The organism is uncultured Abyssibacter sp., assembly GCF_964000955.1.
In the GTDB taxonomy this organism is placed as follows: domain Bacteria; phylum Pseudomonadota; class Gammaproteobacteria; order Nevskiales; family OUC007; genus Abyssibacter.
The window spans coordinates 1-15800 of record NZ_CAXFCL010000232.1 but is presented as its reverse complement, the minus strand read 5'-3'; the positions used below and the strand labels follow the sequence as shown (position 1 = coordinate 15800).

General features: G+C 63.6%; 23 protein-coding genes and 1 tRNA gene. 11 read left to right on the top strand and 13 right to left on the bottom strand.

What is annotated here, in order from left to right; translation table 11 throughout:
- A partial coding sequence (locus tag ABNS06_RS11280) for a vWA domain-containing protein (RefSeq protein WP_348674697.1) occupies positions 1-418 on the top strand: 418 nt, incomplete at its 5' end.
- Between the two features lie 120 nt (positions 419-538).
- Positions 539-1228: a transposase gene (locus tag ABNS06_RS11275; RefSeq protein WP_348674696.1), complete on the top strand. Its 690-nt coding sequence runs from the start codon at positions 539-541 to the stop codon at positions 1226-1228.
- An 11-nt stretch (positions 1229-1239) separates the two neighbouring features.
- On the opposite strand, the gene ABNS06_RS11270 is transcribed toward ABNS06_RS11275, so the two are convergent.
- Positions 1240-1416: a hypothetical protein gene (locus tag ABNS06_RS11270; protein ID WP_348674695.1), complete on the bottom strand. Its 177-nt coding sequence runs from the start codon at positions 1414-1416 to the stop codon at positions 1240-1242.
- Between the two features lie 109 nt (positions 1417-1525).
- On the opposite strand from ABNS06_RS11270, the gene ABNS06_RS11265 reads away from it, so the two are divergent.
- A tRNA-Arg gene (locus ABNS06_RS11265) sits at positions 1526-1602 on the top strand.
- A 59-nt stretch (positions 1603-1661) separates the two neighbouring features.
- Here the strand turns inward: ABNS06_RS11265 and ABNS06_RS11260 are convergent.
- The 5 genes from ABNS06_RS11260 to ABNS06_RS11240 are packed head-to-tail and all read right to left on the bottom strand — an operon-like array spanning position 1662 to position 5375.
- Positions 1662-2546, bottom strand: a complete 885-nt coding sequence (locus tag ABNS06_RS11260; protein ID WP_348674694.1) for a sterol desaturase family protein — start codon at positions 2544-2546, stop codon at positions 1662-1664.
- Positions 2547-2591: 45 nt separating this feature from the next.
- Positions 2592-3536: a peptidoglycan-binding domain-containing protein gene (locus tag ABNS06_RS11255; protein ID WP_348674693.1), complete on the bottom strand. Its 945-nt coding sequence runs from the start codon at positions 3534-3536 to the stop codon at positions 2592-2594.
- 54 nt (positions 3537-3590) lie between these two features.
- Entirely contained in the window at positions 3591-4319 is a 729-nt protein-coding gene (locus ABNS06_RS11250; RefSeq protein WP_348674692.1) for an MBL fold metallo-hydrolase, read from the bottom strand.
- Positions 4312-4767 (bottom strand): HIT family protein, encoded by a 456-nt coding sequence (locus tag ABNS06_RS11245; protein ID WP_348674691.1) that lies wholly within the window; start codon positions 4765-4767, stop codon positions 4312-4314. The genes ABNS06_RS11250 and ABNS06_RS11245 overlap by 8 nt, the downstream gene beginning before the upstream one ends.
- Positions 4768-4781: 14 nt before the next feature.
- On the bottom strand, positions 4782-5375 hold the full coding sequence (locus ABNS06_RS11240) for a GAF domain-containing protein (protein ID WP_348674690.1): 594 nt from the start codon (positions 5373-5375) through the stop codon (positions 4782-4784).
- A gap of 162 nt (positions 5376-5537) precedes the next feature.
- Here ABNS06_RS11240 and ABNS06_RS11235 point away from each other — a divergent pair, with 162 nt between their 5' ends.
- The 4 genes from ABNS06_RS11235 to ABNS06_RS11220 all read left to right on the top strand — a co-directional run bounded on the left by ABNS06_RS11235 (position 5538) and on the right by ABNS06_RS11220 (position 7699).
- Positions 5538-6008, top strand: a complete 471-nt coding sequence (locus ABNS06_RS11235) for a GAF domain-containing protein (protein ID WP_348674689.1) — start codon at positions 5538-5540, stop codon at positions 6006-6008.
- 9 nt (positions 6009-6017) lie between these two features.
- A complete protein-coding gene (gene lexA / locus ABNS06_RS11230; RefSeq protein WP_348674688.1) occupies positions 6018-6602 on the top strand; it encodes a transcriptional repressor LexA in 585 nt (194 codons plus the stop codon).
- 63 nt (positions 6603-6665) lie between these two features.
- Positions 6666-7175, top strand: coding sequence for an NUDIX domain-containing protein (locus ABNS06_RS11225; protein WP_348674687.1), 510 nt, complete (start codon positions 6666-6668; stop codon positions 7173-7175).
- Positions 7172-7699 (top strand): GNAT family N-acetyltransferase, encoded by a 528-nt coding sequence (locus ABNS06_RS11220; protein WP_348674686.1) that lies wholly within the window; start codon positions 7172-7174, stop codon positions 7697-7699. Before ABNS06_RS11225 ends, ABNS06_RS11220 begins: the two co-directional genes overlap by 4 nt.
- Before the next feature lie 22 nt (positions 7700-7721).
- Here the strand turns inward: ABNS06_RS11220 and ABNS06_RS11215 are convergent, their stop codons facing one another.
- Positions 7722-8447, bottom strand: a complete 726-nt coding sequence (locus ABNS06_RS11215) for a gamma-glutamyl-gamma-aminobutyrate hydrolase family protein (RefSeq protein ID WP_348674685.1) — start codon at positions 8445-8447, stop codon at positions 7722-7724.
- Complete coding sequence (locus tag ABNS06_RS11210) at positions 8423-9397, bottom strand: amidoligase family protein (protein ID WP_348674684.1); 975 nt, start codon at positions 9395-9397, stop codon at positions 8423-8425. The genes ABNS06_RS11215 and ABNS06_RS11210 overlap by 25 nt, the downstream gene beginning before the upstream one ends.
- 126 nt (positions 9398-9523) lie before the next feature.
- Between ABNS06_RS11210 and ABNS06_RS11205 the strand changes: the two genes are divergently transcribed.
- Positions 9524-9781: a hypothetical protein gene (locus ABNS06_RS11205; RefSeq protein ID WP_348674683.1), complete on the top strand. Its 258-nt coding sequence runs from the start codon at positions 9524-9526 to the stop codon at positions 9779-9781.
- A 33-nt stretch (positions 9782-9814) separates the two neighbouring features.
- Positions 9815-10276, top strand: coding sequence for a YHS domain-containing (seleno)protein (locus tag ABNS06_RS11200; protein ID WP_348674682.1), 462 nt, complete (start codon positions 9815-9817; stop codon positions 10274-10276).
- Between the two features lie 52 nt (positions 10277-10328).
- Here the strand turns inward: ABNS06_RS11200 and msrA are convergent, their stop codons facing one another.
- On the bottom strand, positions 10329-10919 hold the full coding sequence (gene msrA / locus ABNS06_RS11195) for a peptide-methionine (S)-S-oxide reductase MsrA (RefSeq protein WP_348674681.1): 591 nt from the start codon (positions 10917-10919) through the stop codon (positions 10329-10331).
- A 247-nt stretch (positions 10920-11166) separates the two neighbouring features.
- On the opposite strand from msrA, the gene ABNS06_RS11190 reads away from it, so the two are divergent.
- Positions 11167-11724, top strand: coding sequence for a sigma-70 family RNA polymerase sigma factor (locus ABNS06_RS11190; protein ID WP_348674680.1), 558 nt, complete (start codon positions 11167-11169; stop codon positions 11722-11724).
- Positions 11724-12524: an anti-sigma factor gene (locus tag ABNS06_RS11185; RefSeq protein WP_348674679.1), complete on the top strand. Its 801-nt coding sequence runs from the start codon at positions 11724-11726 to the stop codon at positions 12522-12524. Before ABNS06_RS11190 ends, ABNS06_RS11185 begins: the two co-directional genes overlap by 1 nt.
- A gap of 14 nt (positions 12525-12538) precedes the next feature.
- Here the strand turns inward: ABNS06_RS11185 and ABNS06_RS11180 are convergent, their stop codons facing one another.
- The 4 genes from ABNS06_RS11180 to ABNS06_RS11165 are packed head-to-tail and all read right to left on the bottom strand — an operon-like array spanning position 12539 to position 14969.
- Positions 12539-12676, bottom strand: coding sequence for a hypothetical protein (locus tag ABNS06_RS11180; protein WP_348674678.1), 138 nt, complete (start codon positions 12674-12676; stop codon positions 12539-12541).
- Positions 12677-12859 (bottom strand): hypothetical protein, encoded by a 183-nt coding sequence (locus ABNS06_RS11175; RefSeq protein WP_348674677.1) that lies wholly within the window; start codon positions 12857-12859, stop codon positions 12677-12679.
- Between the two features lie 5 nt (positions 12860-12864).
- Entirely contained in the window at positions 12865-14229 is a 1365-nt protein-coding gene (locus tag ABNS06_RS11170; protein ID WP_348674676.1) for a 3-deoxy-7-phosphoheptulonate synthase class II, read from the bottom strand.
- A complete protein-coding gene (locus tag ABNS06_RS11165) occupies positions 14226-14969 on the bottom strand; it encodes a glutathione S-transferase N-terminal domain-containing protein (protein ID WP_348674675.1) in 744 nt (247 codons plus the stop codon). Before ABNS06_RS11165 ends, ABNS06_RS11170 begins: the two co-directional genes overlap by 4 nt.
- Between the last annotated feature and the right edge of the window lie 831 nt (positions 14970-15800).

The window sequence follows — 15800 nt, the reverse complement described above, 5'->3', positions numbered from 1 at the left end:
CCATCGATTCTCGCAAGATGCCAGTAGCCTGGCTAATTTTATAGACCGCCTAGAAGCCCAAGGTGGCACGCCGCTAGCTAGTGCCATCGAAGCTGCGAATCGATACCTAAAAGCGAACGCGTCTAGTACGCCATCTAATAGAGCAATCATTCTGTTGGCTGATGGAAAAGCAAATGAGGGCTGCGACCAAATTACGAATGTACTCGATAAGCTAGATTCGGATGTTTCACTTTATAAGCATGAAACAGTCGGTTTGGAGATTGATCCTTTCTCGACAGCTGCGTCGCAATTAAAAGAAGTCGCCTCAAGAACAGGTGGAGAATATCATCATGCCGCAAACGCGAGATCGCTGGATGATTCTCTTGACAAGGCAATACAAGGATTGAGTTTAGTTAAACTTATTGGCCAATTCGAATAATGCAAACTGATTATGATGCAACTTTAGAGTTGCAATTACTGAATTACGATTACGGTGACAGATTAAGATTGATTACGGTGACACCTTACCAATTACACCATTTATCGCTATGCTGGCCGCATGGCTCGCCTCCCCCGGATCATCGTTCCTGACTACCCGCACCACGTCACACAGCGGGGGAATCGTCGCCAACGTATTTTCCTGGCCGAGGATGACTATGCGGTTTATCGGGACACACTCGCCGAGAATTGCCGAACGCATGGGGTGGAGGTGTGGAGCTATTGCTTCATGCCGAACCACGTCCACCTCATCCTTGCGCCATCGTCGTCTGATGGATTGTCCCGTGCGGTCGGGGAAACGCATCGCCGCTACAGCGGCTTCATCAATGCGCGGCTGCGTGTGACAGGGCATCTGTTTCAGGGGCGGTTTGGCTCTGTCGCGATGGACGAAGCGCACCCCTATGCGGCATTTCGTTATGTGGCCATGAATCCGGTCAAGGCGAATCTGGTTGAACGGCCTGATGCTTGGCCCTGGTCAAGCACGCCAGCACACCTGGCTGGTCGGGACGACAGCCTGGTCACGGTCAAACCGTTTCTTGATCGCATCGAAAACCCGCAAGCGTTTTTCAGCGCTGCGGCGGATGAGGTTCGGGAGAGAAACCTGGCGTCAGGCCAGAGTATTGGAAGGCCGTTGGTGGATGACGACACGCTGGTTGCACTGGAGAAAGCGCTGGGTATTCAGTTGAGACCGGGGAAACGCGGACGGCCACGCAAGGAAAGGGCAGACCCGGGGCAGGTTAAATTCGTGTAATTGGTAAGGTGTCACCGCAGTTCTGCCGGAACCGTCAATTCCCCTGTTTCGGGGTCGATGTAGGCACGTTGCGCCGCCGCCTGCCCGGTCCCGGCATCCGCACTCGCCGCATCTTCAGCCGCGGGCGGCTCTTGTCTGGCGCAGGCCACCGCGAGCACCGCAAGCCCAATCAACAGAAACGATTTCATCGGAACAACCTGAGGCTAGGGAGTGGGGCAAGCCTATCAGGGCCCGGCGTTAAGGCTTCGTCATGGGATCACATCGCAAGCCCCGGTTGCGATACAATCCGCACTTCACGCGCCTGTAGCTCAGCTGGATAGAGTACTGCCCTCCGAAGGCAGGGGTCGCAGGTTCAAATCCTGCCAGGCGCGCCATCTCCGACCCGACCCGCCAGTTGTCCTTCCCGGGCGGTCACCGGTCGTTCGATTCGCCCTCAAGCCGTACCTTCGTCGACCGGTTCCGGCGTTTGCTCCCCCGTCGCGAGCTTTGCGCCCGGCGGCGAGAACATTGCCCGAAACACTGTTCCGCACGATCGCGCCGCCCGCAGGTCGCGGCCGATCGCGGCCCACTCGTGAAATGCGATGCGGAGGGGGTTGAACGTCGTGAGCTGGGTTGTCAGCCCGTACCGCGGGGCCTCCCGCTCCGGCTCGAAGGTGCCGAACAGGCGATCCCAGATGATGAAGATGCCACCGTAGTTCCGGTCGATGTAGCGCGGGTTGATGCCGTGGTGCACTCGGTGATGCGACGGCGTGTTCAGAATCCATTCCAGCGGCCCGAGGCGACCGACCGTCTCAGTGTGAATCCAGAACTGGTAGATCAGGTTGATCGAATGGGCGACGACGATCGCCAGCGGATGGAACCCCAACCAGGCCAGCGGCAGATAGAACGCGAATCCGTAAAACGGCGTGGTCCAGCTCTGCCGCAGAGCGGTCGACAGGTTGTAGTAACGCGAGGAATGATGATTCACGTGCGCGGCCCAGCCGAGTCGCACGCGATGCGAGAACCGATGGAACAGGTAGTAGCAGAAATCCTCGGTGACGATCAGCACCACCCATGCCCACCAGGCTGTCATCGGAATCGTCAGCAGGCGCTGGTCGTAAACCGCGAACGAGATGCCCAGGGTGATCAGACCGGTCAGCGCCGCGATCAGCACATTGCCCACGCCCATGGTCAGGCTGGCGGCGGTATCACGTCCGCCGTAGCCCTGAACACTCTGCCGGCCGCGAAGCCACCAGAATTCCAGTACCAGCAGGATCAGAAAACCGGGTATCGCAAGCGGCAACAGGTAATCCGCCAGCCAGATGATTCGCTCGCTCATCGGCCAACGTCAACGCGGTTCGTTTGACTCGCGACGCACCCGGACTCAGAACCCGCCGCGAAGTCTGAGCCCCACGTTGCTGGCATCGAAGGTGAAGCCGTTCACCTCGTACTCGATGTTCGTGTAGGACAGCGCGAACCAGCTGTAACCCACTTCCACCTTCAGGCCGGTGGCGTCATCGAACGAGAAGTCCTGCAGGAACCCGTCGCCGTCAAAATCCACGTTCATGTGATGCACCACACCGGCCAGGAACTGGAAATTGTCGACCAGCCCGATCGCGGAGACGTCCACGATCCAGCGCTCCAGCCCCAGGTCCGAGTTGTTCGCCGATGTCTCGTTGACCTTGTAGGACAGGGTGCCCTGCACGCCGAAATTCTCGCGCAGCAACAGATATCCGCCCGCTCCGAGCACGAACCCGTCGCCGGCGGTGATGTCCTCACTGTCGTTGTTGTCGAGCACGACCGTGACCAGATCGTCTCCGCCGAACTCCGCGGCCAGATCAACGACGAAACCGGCCCTGCGATTGTAGGCATGCCTGCCCGCCCGCCAGCCGGCTTCGCCGAAGAGCGGCTTGCCGGCGCCAGAGGGCTCGGCGCTGGGCGACGGGGTGGCAGGCGCAGCGGCTGACTCCGGTGCGGCTTCGGGCTGCACGGGCGGCGGCGTTGCGCGTGATGGCGCGGGCGACGCGACGGCAGACGACGGCTCCGGTATCCGGCTGGGCACAGGCTCGCCGGACGCACGCGCCGCGATCAGCGCCCGCGTGTCACGATCCAGCGCGCCGTCCTGAGGCAGGCCCTCATCGGCCTTGAACGCGTTGACCGCCGTTTCCAGATCATTGTCGAAAACACCATTGATCTCACCGACGTCGTAACCGAGCTGCTGCAGCTCCAGTTCCACCTGGCGAACGTAGTCCGACTGGGCAAATCCCTGCGTGCAAACCAGCAAGCCGGCCACCAGCACCCCGGCCGCTCCCCACCGAATGTTTTTCATGTCTTCCGCATCTCGATGCTGTCCAGCCAACGGCGACAGTGACCTTTCCGGCCCTCAAAGCGCAATCGCCATCCCCTGACGGGCAAAACCTGCAAATTCCTGGTTCACCCGCTCTTCATGTTCAGCATACCCATCTTCGTAGCTCATCAGATAGAGCTTGCGGCGCATCGCCGCCGGATACACGGCGACAAGTTCGTCCAGTGACGCGTGCACCGGATTGCCGGTCTGAAACGTGACGTCATGGAACCCGATGTCGAAATCCAGTCCGGCCAGCACATCGGGCACGGGCCGCGTGTCGCTGGTGAACACGACATGATCATCCACGACCAGACCGAACGAAGGCTTGCCCGGTGTGTGTGAGGTCTTGAACAGCGGCGCGGACAGTTGCGGCGCTTCCAGACGATCGCCCCCCACGGGCCTGACGTCGAAGTAATCCTCGAGCGATTGCTCGCCCTCGGAGTTTCTCCCCATCGATCCCTTGAGCGTCTGATCCCAGAGCTCTCCGATCAGCGATTCGGGCAGATAAAGCGGCACGCGGCGCCCCAGCCCGAACCGGGCTTCGTAGCCGATGCGCTCCAGACCGAACACATGATCGCCATGGACGTGGGTGATGAAGATGCCATCCACGTGCTCGAATCCGTATCCCTGAGCGTGCAGGGCCGCCTTGATGGTCCATCCGCAGTCGATCAGGAACAGACGACCGTTCTCGCGGATCGCGGCGTTGGTGTTGAAAAGCGTCAGCGACTCCGAATGACCGCAGCCGAGGATCAGCAACTCACGCATGTCCGGGCATCGCGTCGGCGATCAGTCCGGCAACACGGTCCAGCTCACGGCGCCGGCCCGCGGTTTCCGGCCGCGGCACCATCAGGGTCGAGACATGCCAGATCATGCGGGTCACCGTGCGCAGACGGTCGCCCCGGTAACGGGGAATGACGTGAACATGCACATGCGGAACGGACTGGCTCGCGGCGCGCCCGTCGTTGACGACGAAATGCTGCGCCAGGCTGCCAAGCCCCGACTGCTGCGCAGCACCCACCGACCGCGCGACCCGCCACAGATGGGCATGCAGCCCGTCATCCAGATCGGCCAGATGCTGCGCGTTGATGCGCGGCACGACCAGCGCATGGCCGCGCGACACCGGATTGATGTCGAGAAAGGCCACGCAGTGGTCGTCCTGGTGAACGAAACTGGCAGGGAGTTCGCCGGCAATGATGCGATCGAAGACCGTCAACCGACTTGCCCGGATCAGGGTTCCAGCGTCCAGAGCATGCCCAGCATCGCCGCGAGACTGCGCGCAAGCTGCACATGCGTGCCCGAGAACGGCACATGATTGCCGACCGCGTTCTTCGCGTTGACGAACTGCAATACGCCCAGCGGTTGACCGCCGCGGAAGGTCACCGGCGCGGAGAGAATCGATCGCGTGTCATATCCCATGCGCTGATCGAATCGCGCGACCCGCGACGAATCGAAATTCGGCAGACGAGACACGTCGGACACGTTGATGACATCGTTTTCGGCAACGGTCCGCGCCGAGACGGCCTCGGTCGACGGCGACCCGTCAGCGGCCAGCAGGGAAACTGGCCGGAATACGCCGTCGTCACCGAAATCGGACACGACCATCAGGCCCAGCGTCACTGATTTCACCACGCGAAAATGCAGCCAGTCACCGTCGCGGCGGTAAAGGCTGCAACCGTCAACCCCGGCGATTCTCACGGCGCTGGTGACAATGCGGCGCTCCATGGAGCTGGCTTCGAACGCCTGCCCCAACGCAGTAGTCAGCGCCGTCAATTCGCGCATCTGTTCGCGCAACGCGCGGAAGGCCTGGTCGCTCGCACTCACGGTTTCAGGACTGACAATATCTGGAATGTTCTCCGGCGCCCTCATGGGTGGCTCCAAAGCCGTGTGCTCAACGTCAATACACGCACCATGCCATGAATCCGACGTTCGGGCAGGTCTGAACCTATGATACGCCCCGACATGACAACTCCGTGGACCACGCCCATGTCCTTTGAACCAACCGACCCGGCCCTGCCTGCCCAGGCGCGAGCACTCGTGGCCGGCGAACCCAACCGCATCGCCAACATGGCCAACATCGCCGCGCTGGTGTTCCACGCGCTCGATCAGGTGAACTGGGTGGGCTTCTACCTGCGCGACGAGACGCGCGGTGAACTGGTGCTGGGTCCGTTTCAGGGCAAGCCCGCCTGTCTGCGCATTCCGTGGGGCCGCGGCGTCTGTGGCACCGCCGCCGCGACGGCTCGCGTGCAGCGTATCGCCGACGTGCACGCCTTCGAGGGGCACATCGCCTGCGATCCGGACTCGCGTTCCGAGCTGGTGATTCCGCTGATCACCGGTGGACGGGTCGTCGGCGTGTTCGATCTGGACAGCCCGATGCCGGACCGATTCAGCGATGCCGACGCGACATTGCTCCAGCAGGTTGTCGACGCGCTTGATCTCGGCGACGAAACTGTTTAAAAGTACAGCATGCTGACCCGACGCCAATCCGAAGTGCTCGACTTCATCCGGCAATTCGCCGAATCGGAGTCCATGCCGCCCACGCTCCACGAAATCGCCCGGGGCATGGGCTTCTCCTCCGACAACGCGGCACGCGATCATGTGCGCGCGCTGGCCCGCAAGGGCGCGATCGACCTGGTCGAGGGCGCCTCGCGCGGCATCCGGCTACGGGATGCGGGGATTCCCATCGTCGGCCGTGTTGCCGCCGGCTCGCCGATTCTGGCGGCGGAGAATGTCGAAAAGCGCATTCAGACCCAGGGCGGGCTGTTTGCCGAGCAGCCGGACTATTTTCTGCGCGTGGTCGGCGAGAGCATGCGTGACGCCGGCATCATGGATGGCGACCTGCTCGCGGTGAAGAAGAGCCACGAGGCCCGCAACGGCCAGATCATCGTCGCCCGGCTCGACGAGGACGTGACGGTCAAGGAATTCGAGCGCCGCGGCAACACCGTGCGCCTGATCGCGCACAATCCCGACTTCTCCCCCATCGAGGTCAACCTCGCCACGCAGCCGCTGGCCATCGAGGGCCGGGCCGTGGGCGTGTTCCGCAGCTACTAGAGCGCCCCCCGGCCAACCCGGCGCCAATCGCCACGACCCGGGTGATCGGCTACCCTCGCCGCCATGCGTTTCTGCCCTCAATGCCGGTCCGAACTCGTCTCCGGAGAGCACGGTGGCGCGCCGCGCCTGATCTGCCCGGATCAGGGCTGCGGCTTCATTCACTGGAACAACCCCGCGCCGGTGGTCGCCGCCGTCGTCGAATACGAGGGGCGGGTCATTCTCGCGCGCAACGTCGGCTGGCCTGAGTGGATGTACGGTCTGATCACCGGTTTTCTCGAAGCGGGAGAGACGCCGGAAGACGGCATGCTGCGCGAGGTGAAGGAGGAACTGGGCCTGGACGGCCGCATCGGCGGCCTGATCGGCGTCTACGAATTCATCATGCGCAACGAGGTGATCATCGCCTACCACGTCGAGGCGTCGGGGACGGTGGTGCTGAACGAGGAACTGGTCGACTGGAAGGCCGTGCCGCTGGACGAGTGCAAGGCCTGGCCGTTCGCCACCGGACTGGCGCTGCGCGACTGGTTGCGCACCCGGGGCATCGAGCCACCGATGCTGGAACTGCCCGGCCGATGAGCATGCCCGACGTGCCGGTGCTGGACACCGAGCGGCTACACATGCGCGGCTGGGTCCAGGACGACTTTCCCGCCTTCGCCGCCGTGTTCGCCGACAAGGAACACTGCCGTTACATCGGCGGCAGCTGCTCCGAGGACGATGCCTGGCGACGCTTCGCGATCACCGTCGGCCACTGGAGTCTGCGCGGATACGGCACCTGGGCGGTCACGCGGAGAGACACTGGCGAACTCGTCGGCTCCATCGGCCTGTGGAACCCCGGCGGCTGGCCGGAGATCGAGCTGGGCTACTGGCTGACCCGCGCCGGCACCGGCCAGGGCTTCGCGACCGAAGCGGGCGCCGCCGCCCGGCGCTACGCCTACGAGGTCCTGGGGCTGGGTCCGATCGTCAGTTTCATCCATCCGGACAACCACGCCTCGCAGGCCGTGACCCGCCGACTGGGCGCGAGGCTGGAGGCCATGATCACGATCAAGGACATCGACTGTCAGCGCTGGCGCCATCCGGCTCTCGACGCGCTGACCGACTGATTCGGGTCCCTCCCGCGACGTATCAGCTGCGCCGCCGCGCCGCTTCCCTGACCAGCTCCCGAAACAGGCGTCGCTGCACGCCGCGTTGAGGAATGTATTCGGGATGCCACTGCGTGCCGAGCAGAAATCCGCGGCCGGGATGCTCGATGGCCTGGACGATGCCGTCCAAATCGCGCCCGGACACCTTCAGATCGCCGCCCACGCGACGAACCGCCTGATGGTGCAGGCTGTTGATCCGTGTCTCGGGCCGCCCCATCAACCTCGCGAGCCGCGTTCCGCGCCGGATTTTCAGCGTCTTGCGGGGCAGGATCAGCCGCCGGTTGCCGGTACGAACGCGCATCGGTCGCAGATCGGCGAACAAATCGCCACCATGCGCCACGTTGATCAACTGCGCGCCCCGGCAAATACCCAGCATCGGCAGGCCGTCCTTCAGCGCGGCGTCGATGATCGCCAGTTCGAAACGATCCCGCTGCGGGTCGTAGTGGCCGGTCCCGGGGTCATCGCCGGCATAGAGCTGGGGATCGATATCGTCGCCACCGCCGATGATCACGCCGTCCAGAGGACCGACGCGCCGCGCCTGCGCCGGCGTCAGCCGCACCGGAACACCACCGGCCATGCGCACCGCCAGCGAACCGAACCACCAGCCCCAGGCGACCCGCCTGTCCGGCCCGGTGATGCCGATCACCGGACGGCGATGACGATTGCCGATACGCCGCCCCCGCATCAACGCGGCAATGGCAGCAACCACCGCTCGCAGTCCCGCGCCCACACGTCGAACAGCTTGGAAAGCGGGTCATCGAGATGCTTGCGATAGGCATGCATCATCGCCTGGCGGCGTGGTTCGTCGTAGGCGAGGTACTCGACCTGCAACCAGTGCCTCCAGGGCTCGTCCAGCGTCCAGCCATCCTCGTCGATCAGACAGTTGGGCAACCGGTAGTGCAGCGCCGGGCGCGCCTTGACCAGATGGGTGTCCAGCGCGGCGTCCAGGCGATCCCAGTCCACCTCCGCGAACACCGGAAGCATGTCCAGCGCCCGGTTCCGGGTCGGGTTGTGCTCGATGTAGTCATCGATCAGGCGATCCATGTCGGGCGCGTAGTCCGGGGCGGTGATCAACCGGGCGTAGCTGCTCCCGAAACGGTCGATGTATGGCGTGATCCGTCGCGACCAGTCGACCTTCGACTCCCGCGCCAGCCAGGGAAACAGGCAGATGAAGGATTGCAGATAGGCGAGCAGCGTCTCGGCCCGGGTATCCGGCAGTTCCGGATTCATGTGCAGACCGAAGGCGTAGATCGGCGAATGATGCGTACCCTGGGCGCCCGCCGCACGCAGTTGTTCGACCAGCGCGTTGAGGGTGTCCAGCTCCGGCATGGGGATCGGCGGCGTGACGATCTCGAACGGTACGACCTGCTTGGCGATCGCACCGATCACCTCGTCGGAGAGCTTTTCGAGGGAGAACAGCCCGCCGTCATCCGGCTTGTCGTCCTCGTGTCGGCCCAGACGCTTGACGTAACTGGAGTCCAGCTCGATGTGATACGTCCCGTGCGGCGTCTCCTCGACATCGCACTCGTAAGGCGAGATTGGCGAGATCGAACCGCCGATCACGGCCTTGACCGTGCGCGCAATCTGTTCGATTCCCAGCCCGGAGAACTCCAGTTCGATACCGATTCGGCGTAACTTGCCCGACGATGTCTGCGTCACGGGCGGCCCCGTCCAATCAGACGGTGACGGGCCAAGCCAACGCTGGATCATGTCGCGAATCATGGTGGCAATGGTGCCATGCCGCCGATACCATCGAATAGCTCTGGCACCTTAGGGAAGCTCAGAATGAATCGCACCACCAAGACGGCGTCGGTTTTCGCGCAAGACCAGGCGGAGAGAGTGCGCTTTGGTCGTTCCAAAGAAGCGAACGACAACGCAGGATTGCGGGAAAACCGGCCCGTTCCGTACCGGATTGCGCCTGAAAACAGGCCATGCGGCGTTGCTCGTCGTTCATTTGGAATGACCAAATTTCGCTCCTCGCGCCTTGCCTGGCCTGTTTTCAGGCGGCAACTTGGCGGCGTGAATAAATCAGTGCTTCCCTAGCCCCAGACCGAACCTCATCGACAGGAGTCGAACATGATGCGCAACTGGAAGTCACTCGTGAACGCCGCGGCGCTCGGCATGGCCTTGCTGGTGACCGCTCCGGCCATGGCCGGGCAGAAGATCTACACCGGCTGGTTCAGCGATGTCGCGATCAAGGGCTATGACCCGGTGGCCTACTTCACCGACGGCAAGCCGGTCGAGGGCAAGGAAGCATTCGAAACGCAATGGGAGGGCGCGACCTGGCGGTTCGCCAGCGCGGAGCACCGCGACCTGTTCGCCGCGAACCCGGAGCAGTACGCCCCGCAGTACGGCGGCCACTGCGCCTTTGCGGTCGCCAAGGGCAATCTGGTGAAGATCGATCCCGAGGCCTGGACCATCGTCGACGGCAAGCTGTACCTGAACTACAGCCTGTCGGTGAGGGACCAGTGGCTGGCGGACCGCGACGGCTTCATCGAGCAGGCCGACCGGCAGTGGCCGCAAATCGGTCAGGAATAGCCATCGTCAGCGGTCCCGCGGTCGCGCTGCGTTGACCGCGGGACCGGATCGGCTAACCGGGTTCGCCCCAGAGTTCCTCCAGCCGCGCATCGCGCCCGCAGGCGAAGCGGTAGTAGCGATACCGCAGCGAATTCTTCTTGTAATAGTCCTGGTGGTACTGCTCCGCCTCGTAGAACGTGCCGGCCGGGGTGATCTCGACCAGCACCGGCGACACCTCGCCCGCGTCGATGATCGCCTGCCTGGAGGCTTCCGCCGCCTCGCGCTGCGCGGCGTTCAGCGGAAAGATGCCCGGCCGATACTGCCGCCCGCGGTCGCAGAACTGTCGATCGTCCGTCGTCGGATCGACGTTGCGCCAGTAGACATCCAGCAGCTCCTCGTAACTGACGACGGAGGGATCGAACTCGACCCGAACCGCCTCCGTGTGACCGGTACCGCCCGCCGACACGGCCTCGTAGGACGGATTCTCCACCGAGCCGCCGATGTAGCCGGAAACCGCTTCGCTCACGCCCTCGACCTTCTCGAAATCGGATTCGGTGCACCAGAAGCAGCCACTGGCGAAGATCGCCTGCTCGGCATGCAGAGGCAGCATGGCCAGTGTCAGACAGACGCCTAGCAGCACGCGGGGTCGATTGGTTCGTCGCATGGGAAACCCTCGAAAGTGAATGGAGCGGTGGTACCAGTAGACCGGATCGGGGGCGCGGGCTTCACGCGCATCCGAACCCGGGCCGCCAGCGAATAAATGGGCAGACAAGTTCTGGTGACCTGTTCGCCGCCCCGGCTGTTCCGGGGCCAGGGCATCGGGAGGTTGACGGGTTGTGGAAGCAATACTCGTCGGAATGGATTTTCATGAAAGGCTTGCACCCGTTCGTCGGGTCCGAAACAATCCCGTCATGCAGTCCACTCCGGCGGCCGAACTTACCGTACTTGAGCGCATCGCCCGTGGTGATTCCACGGCCGTCGACGCGTGCATCAAGACGTACGGTGGCCTGATCTGGTCAATCGCCCGGCGCTACTTCAAGCGCCAGGCCGATGCCGAGGATGCCGTTCAGGAAGTCTTTCTGGACCTCTGGAAATCCGCGGCGCGGTACGACCGCAACAAGCGGTCGGAACCCGTATTCGTCGCGATGATCGCGAAACGCCGGATCATCGATCGGTTTCGCTCCGAGACGCGACACCCGCTGGCAGAAGAATTGCCGGCGACAGGGGTTGAAAACACCCACGCGGATGCCGATCCCGAGCTCTGCACCGAAGCCGGGCAAATCCGCGACCGGCTCGGCGACCTACGCAAGGAGGAACGGGACGCACTCGATCTTGGGGTGGTGTATGGCTACAGCCATGCCGAGATCGCGGAGAAACTGGATATGCCGCTGGGCACCGTCAAGTCACACATGCGACGGGGCCTGATGCGGTTGAAGGGCTGGCTCGACGACGGGCCGGGGACGCAGTAATGGCGCAGTCTGACGACAACATGGACCTCTGGCTGAGAGCGCTGACCGGCGAGCTCACGGCCGAGGAGCGCCTGCGCCTGGACCGCGACGATCCCGAGTTCGCCGAACTCGAGGAAATGGCGGCGATCTACGATCTGGCCAGCACCGGCGGGGCCGACGAGGCCATGCCCGATGATCTGGCCGAACGGATTCGCGCGCAGGCCGTACTGCCGAACGCGGAACCCGGGAACGCAACGGCGACGCCCTCCTCCGTCACGCCCATTCAATCGGAACGCTCGCGAACCCGCAGGTCGTCCAGCGCCGGCCTGGCGTGGTTTGCCGCCGCGGCTTCGCTCATCGCCGCCATCGTCGGCTGGTGGCCCGAGACACCCGCGCCCGGACCCGCTCCGCAACCAACGCCCACGATCGCCGACCTGAAGCACCAGTTCGAGACACAGGCACCCGACCTGGTCGAGTTCGCGCTGGCGGGCACGGAGGATCCGGCGGCCGGCGACGCCGCAGCCGGTTCCGTGGTCTGGAGCCAGGATGCTCAGCGCGGCTACATGACGATTCGCAATCTCGCGGTGAACAACCCCGACGAATCGCAGTATCAGCTGTGGATCTTCGACGGCAGTCGCGAGAAGCATCCGGTCGACGGCGGCGTGTTCGATGTCACCGAGGATGGTGAAGTCATCGTTCCGATCGAATCCAAGTTGCCGGTGCGCGAGCCCACGCTGTTCGCGATTACCGTGGAGCGTCCCGGCGGCGTGGTGGTCTCGGACCAGGGCCGGATCGCGATGGTAGGCAAGGTCGGCGCCTGACCCGCGTCGGCGTGTCAGTCCTCGCCGGCCCGATCGACGCGGCTCGCCAGGCCCTCTCGGGATTGCTCGCCCCGGCCGCGGCGGTCAAGCCGGCGTAGCCACCAGGCGCCGGCGAGAAAACTCACCGTCAGCAGGCCGAACAGCCAGAGCATTCAGCGCTTCTGATCGTCGGCGGGGGGCTCACCCCAGTCATCGTCATCATCCCACTGACGCACCTTGGTCCAGTCGGCCCGGGCTTCCTGCGCCTTGGCCTCGCGCAGGCGCTTGAGCACGAAGCCGTAACCGCAGATCACGAACACGACCAGCCCGATCAGCACCCACAGCCCGGCGGACATCGCGGCTACCCGGCCGAGGCCTGCTTGTGGACGATGAGCATCGCCAGTTCCAGCGCCTGCTCGTAGTTCAGCCGGGGATCCACCGTGGTCTTGTAGGCGCGGGCCAGATCGGTCTCGGTCAGATCACGGGCGCCGCCCATGCATTCGGTGACGTTCTCGCCGGTCAGCTCCAGATGGACGCCGCCGAGGTAGGTCCCGGCCGCGGCATGCAGATCGAAGGCCTGCTCCAGCTCGGAGCGAATATTGTCGAAGCGTCGCGTCTTGACGCCGCCGGCCACCGATTCGATGTTGCCGTGCATGGGGTCGCACATCCACAGCACCGGCCGGCCGCTGTCACGCACCGCGTCCAGAATTGGCGGCAGCTCGGAACCGATCACCTCGGCGCCCATGCGATGAATCAGCGCCACCTTGCCCGGCACGTTGTCGGGGTTCAGTCGCTCCAGCAGGCCGAGCACCCAGGGCACGTCCATGCCGGGGCCGATCTTCACGCCCACCGGGTTCTGGATGCCACGGCAATATTCCACATGCGCGCCATCCAGATCGGCCGTGCGCTTGCCGATCCACGGCATGTGCGTGGACAGGTTGTACCAGCCCGGCTGGCGCGGCACCCGACGCGTCGACGCCTGCTCGTAGGGCAGATGCAAAGCCTCGTGACTGGTGAAGAAATCCACCCGCGACAGCTCGCTGATCGACTGCTCGGCCAGGGTTTCCATGAACCGCAGCGAATCGCCGATGGCATCGACGCGGCTCTGGTATTCCTTGGCCAACGGCGCGTGCTCCACCCATTGCAGATCCCAGTATTCCGGGTGATGCAGATCGGCGAAGCCGCCGTCGATCAGGCCGCGGACGAAGTTCAGCGTCATCGCCGATCGCGCATGCGCGGTCAGCAGCCGCTGGGGATCGGGGACGCGGGCCGCCTCGGTGAAATCCGGCGCGTTGATGATGTCGCCCCGGTAACTGGGCAGCGTCACGCCATCCTTGGTTTCAAAATCCGACGACCGCGGCTTGGCGTACTGTCCGGCGAAGCGGCCAACGCGGACGACACGCTTCTTGAGTCCATGCACCAGCACCAGACTCATCTGCAACAGCACCTTAAGCCGGTTGGTGATGATGTCCGGCGTGCAGTCGGCGAAGCTCTCCGCGCAATCGCCACCCTGCAGCACGAACTTGCGGCCGGCCACGGCATCGGCGAACTGCTGGCGCAGCGCCATGATCTCCCAGGACGTGACCAGCGGCGGCAGCTCGCTGAGCTGTCGCAGCGCGGCATCCAGCGCCTGCTGATCCGGATATTGCGCCTGCTGGACCGCCTGACGCCGCGTCCAGGATGTCGGGGACCAGGATTGTGGTTCGGGTTTGAGCACGGCGCTCATAAGGCGTAGGTCTCGTTCAGATAGCGAATGATGTCCCTGGATTCGTACATCCGGACGTCGGTATTCGGGTCGATCAGGTACGGCACCTGCAAACGCCCCGTCTCCTCGAACATGCGCTTGCGGTTGCGGCCGCGCACGTCCGCCTCCGGATAGAACTTCTTGCGCACGATCGGCGGGCCCATGTCGGCCTTCTGCGCCTTGCCCATGTTGCGCAGGATGTAGGGCAGTTCGAGCTCGCAGAGGCGCTCGCGCACCAGGCGCGAGTAGGGACTGGACTCGAAGGAATAAAGCTCCAGCGGCTGCTCGGGTGCCTTCGACGGACGCGCGAACAGGCCCCGACCGATGCGGGGAATCGCCGCGAGCTGGCTGGTCATCGACTGCAGGCCGTGCGGCGTTTGACGCAGGCGGCGGGCGCCGTAGGTCTCGGCCAGATATCGGACGATGTCCTTCGACTCGTATAGCGCCGTTCCCGAGTTCGGGTCCACCAGATACGGAAACTGCGCCTTGCCTCCCTTCTCCTCGGCCTCCGGCCGGAACCGCTTGCCGCCTTTGGGGCAGGGCCGGATCAGCACGTCCAGGTCCATCTCCGTCAGCGCTTCACGCACCAGCCGGCAGAACGGGCACCCCTCGAACTCGTAGAGCTCCAGCAACTGCGCCGGCTGCTCGCGCACGCCGTATGCACCCGTGCCCCGCCATCCGGCGAGCGAGCTGGTCATGACGGAAGCCAGTACGTTGAGCATGGGTTCGATCCCGACGGTCGCAAAAAAGGGGCAACATCTTAAACCCTGAGGCCGCCGGGGACACGGACGTGTTCAATCGGAAGGCCCTGAATACCGAGGTTGACGCCTCGATCACATTCCAGCGCTTGGTCCGCGATTGATCACCTGACAGTAAGCATAGAAATGCCGGGTGAACGCCGCCACTCCTCGCCCAACACCCACTAACTAGGTGATGCCATCAGCTTCGTCGGAGTGGATCGCTTCACGCCGACGACCACAGGAAAAGGGGTACTGACTACGGGATCCAGAATAAATCTCCGTCCCGGTCTACTTCCGACCTCCGGAGACCGCCCGATTTCCCGGGCATAACGCGCCGGGCAAGCATCAACGCCACTTCCTCCGCGAATCGTTCGCTACCAAGCGCGTAATTTCCATCCGTCGCCTTGCGAATCTTGTCCACCATCTCGGGTTTGAGGTCCGACCGAAACCGCTCTTGGCAACCAATGCGCTAATCTTCCTCATGGCTGTCCATACTGGGCGTTAGTGCATAGACAGACCATGATCGCCAACATCAACGTGACATAAACTGGGGCCTGTCCCTTATTACTCGCTGTCGAGCTCATCCGTCAGTTTCACTTTTCAGATAACTTTTCGTCGCCTCCGCCAACGTCGCGTAAAGCTGACCCAGCTCATCGTCTTGGACAGAAAATTGCGCCCCACTTAACTCCCACATTGAACCGCCCCGGGAATCCCGGAGGCTCATAGGTTTGAGTCAGGCGGCCATCGCCTGACCCTCAATCTGTGAATAGTAAGCCGCTTCGCGCTCGATCGGCGGGACATTGCCGATCGATT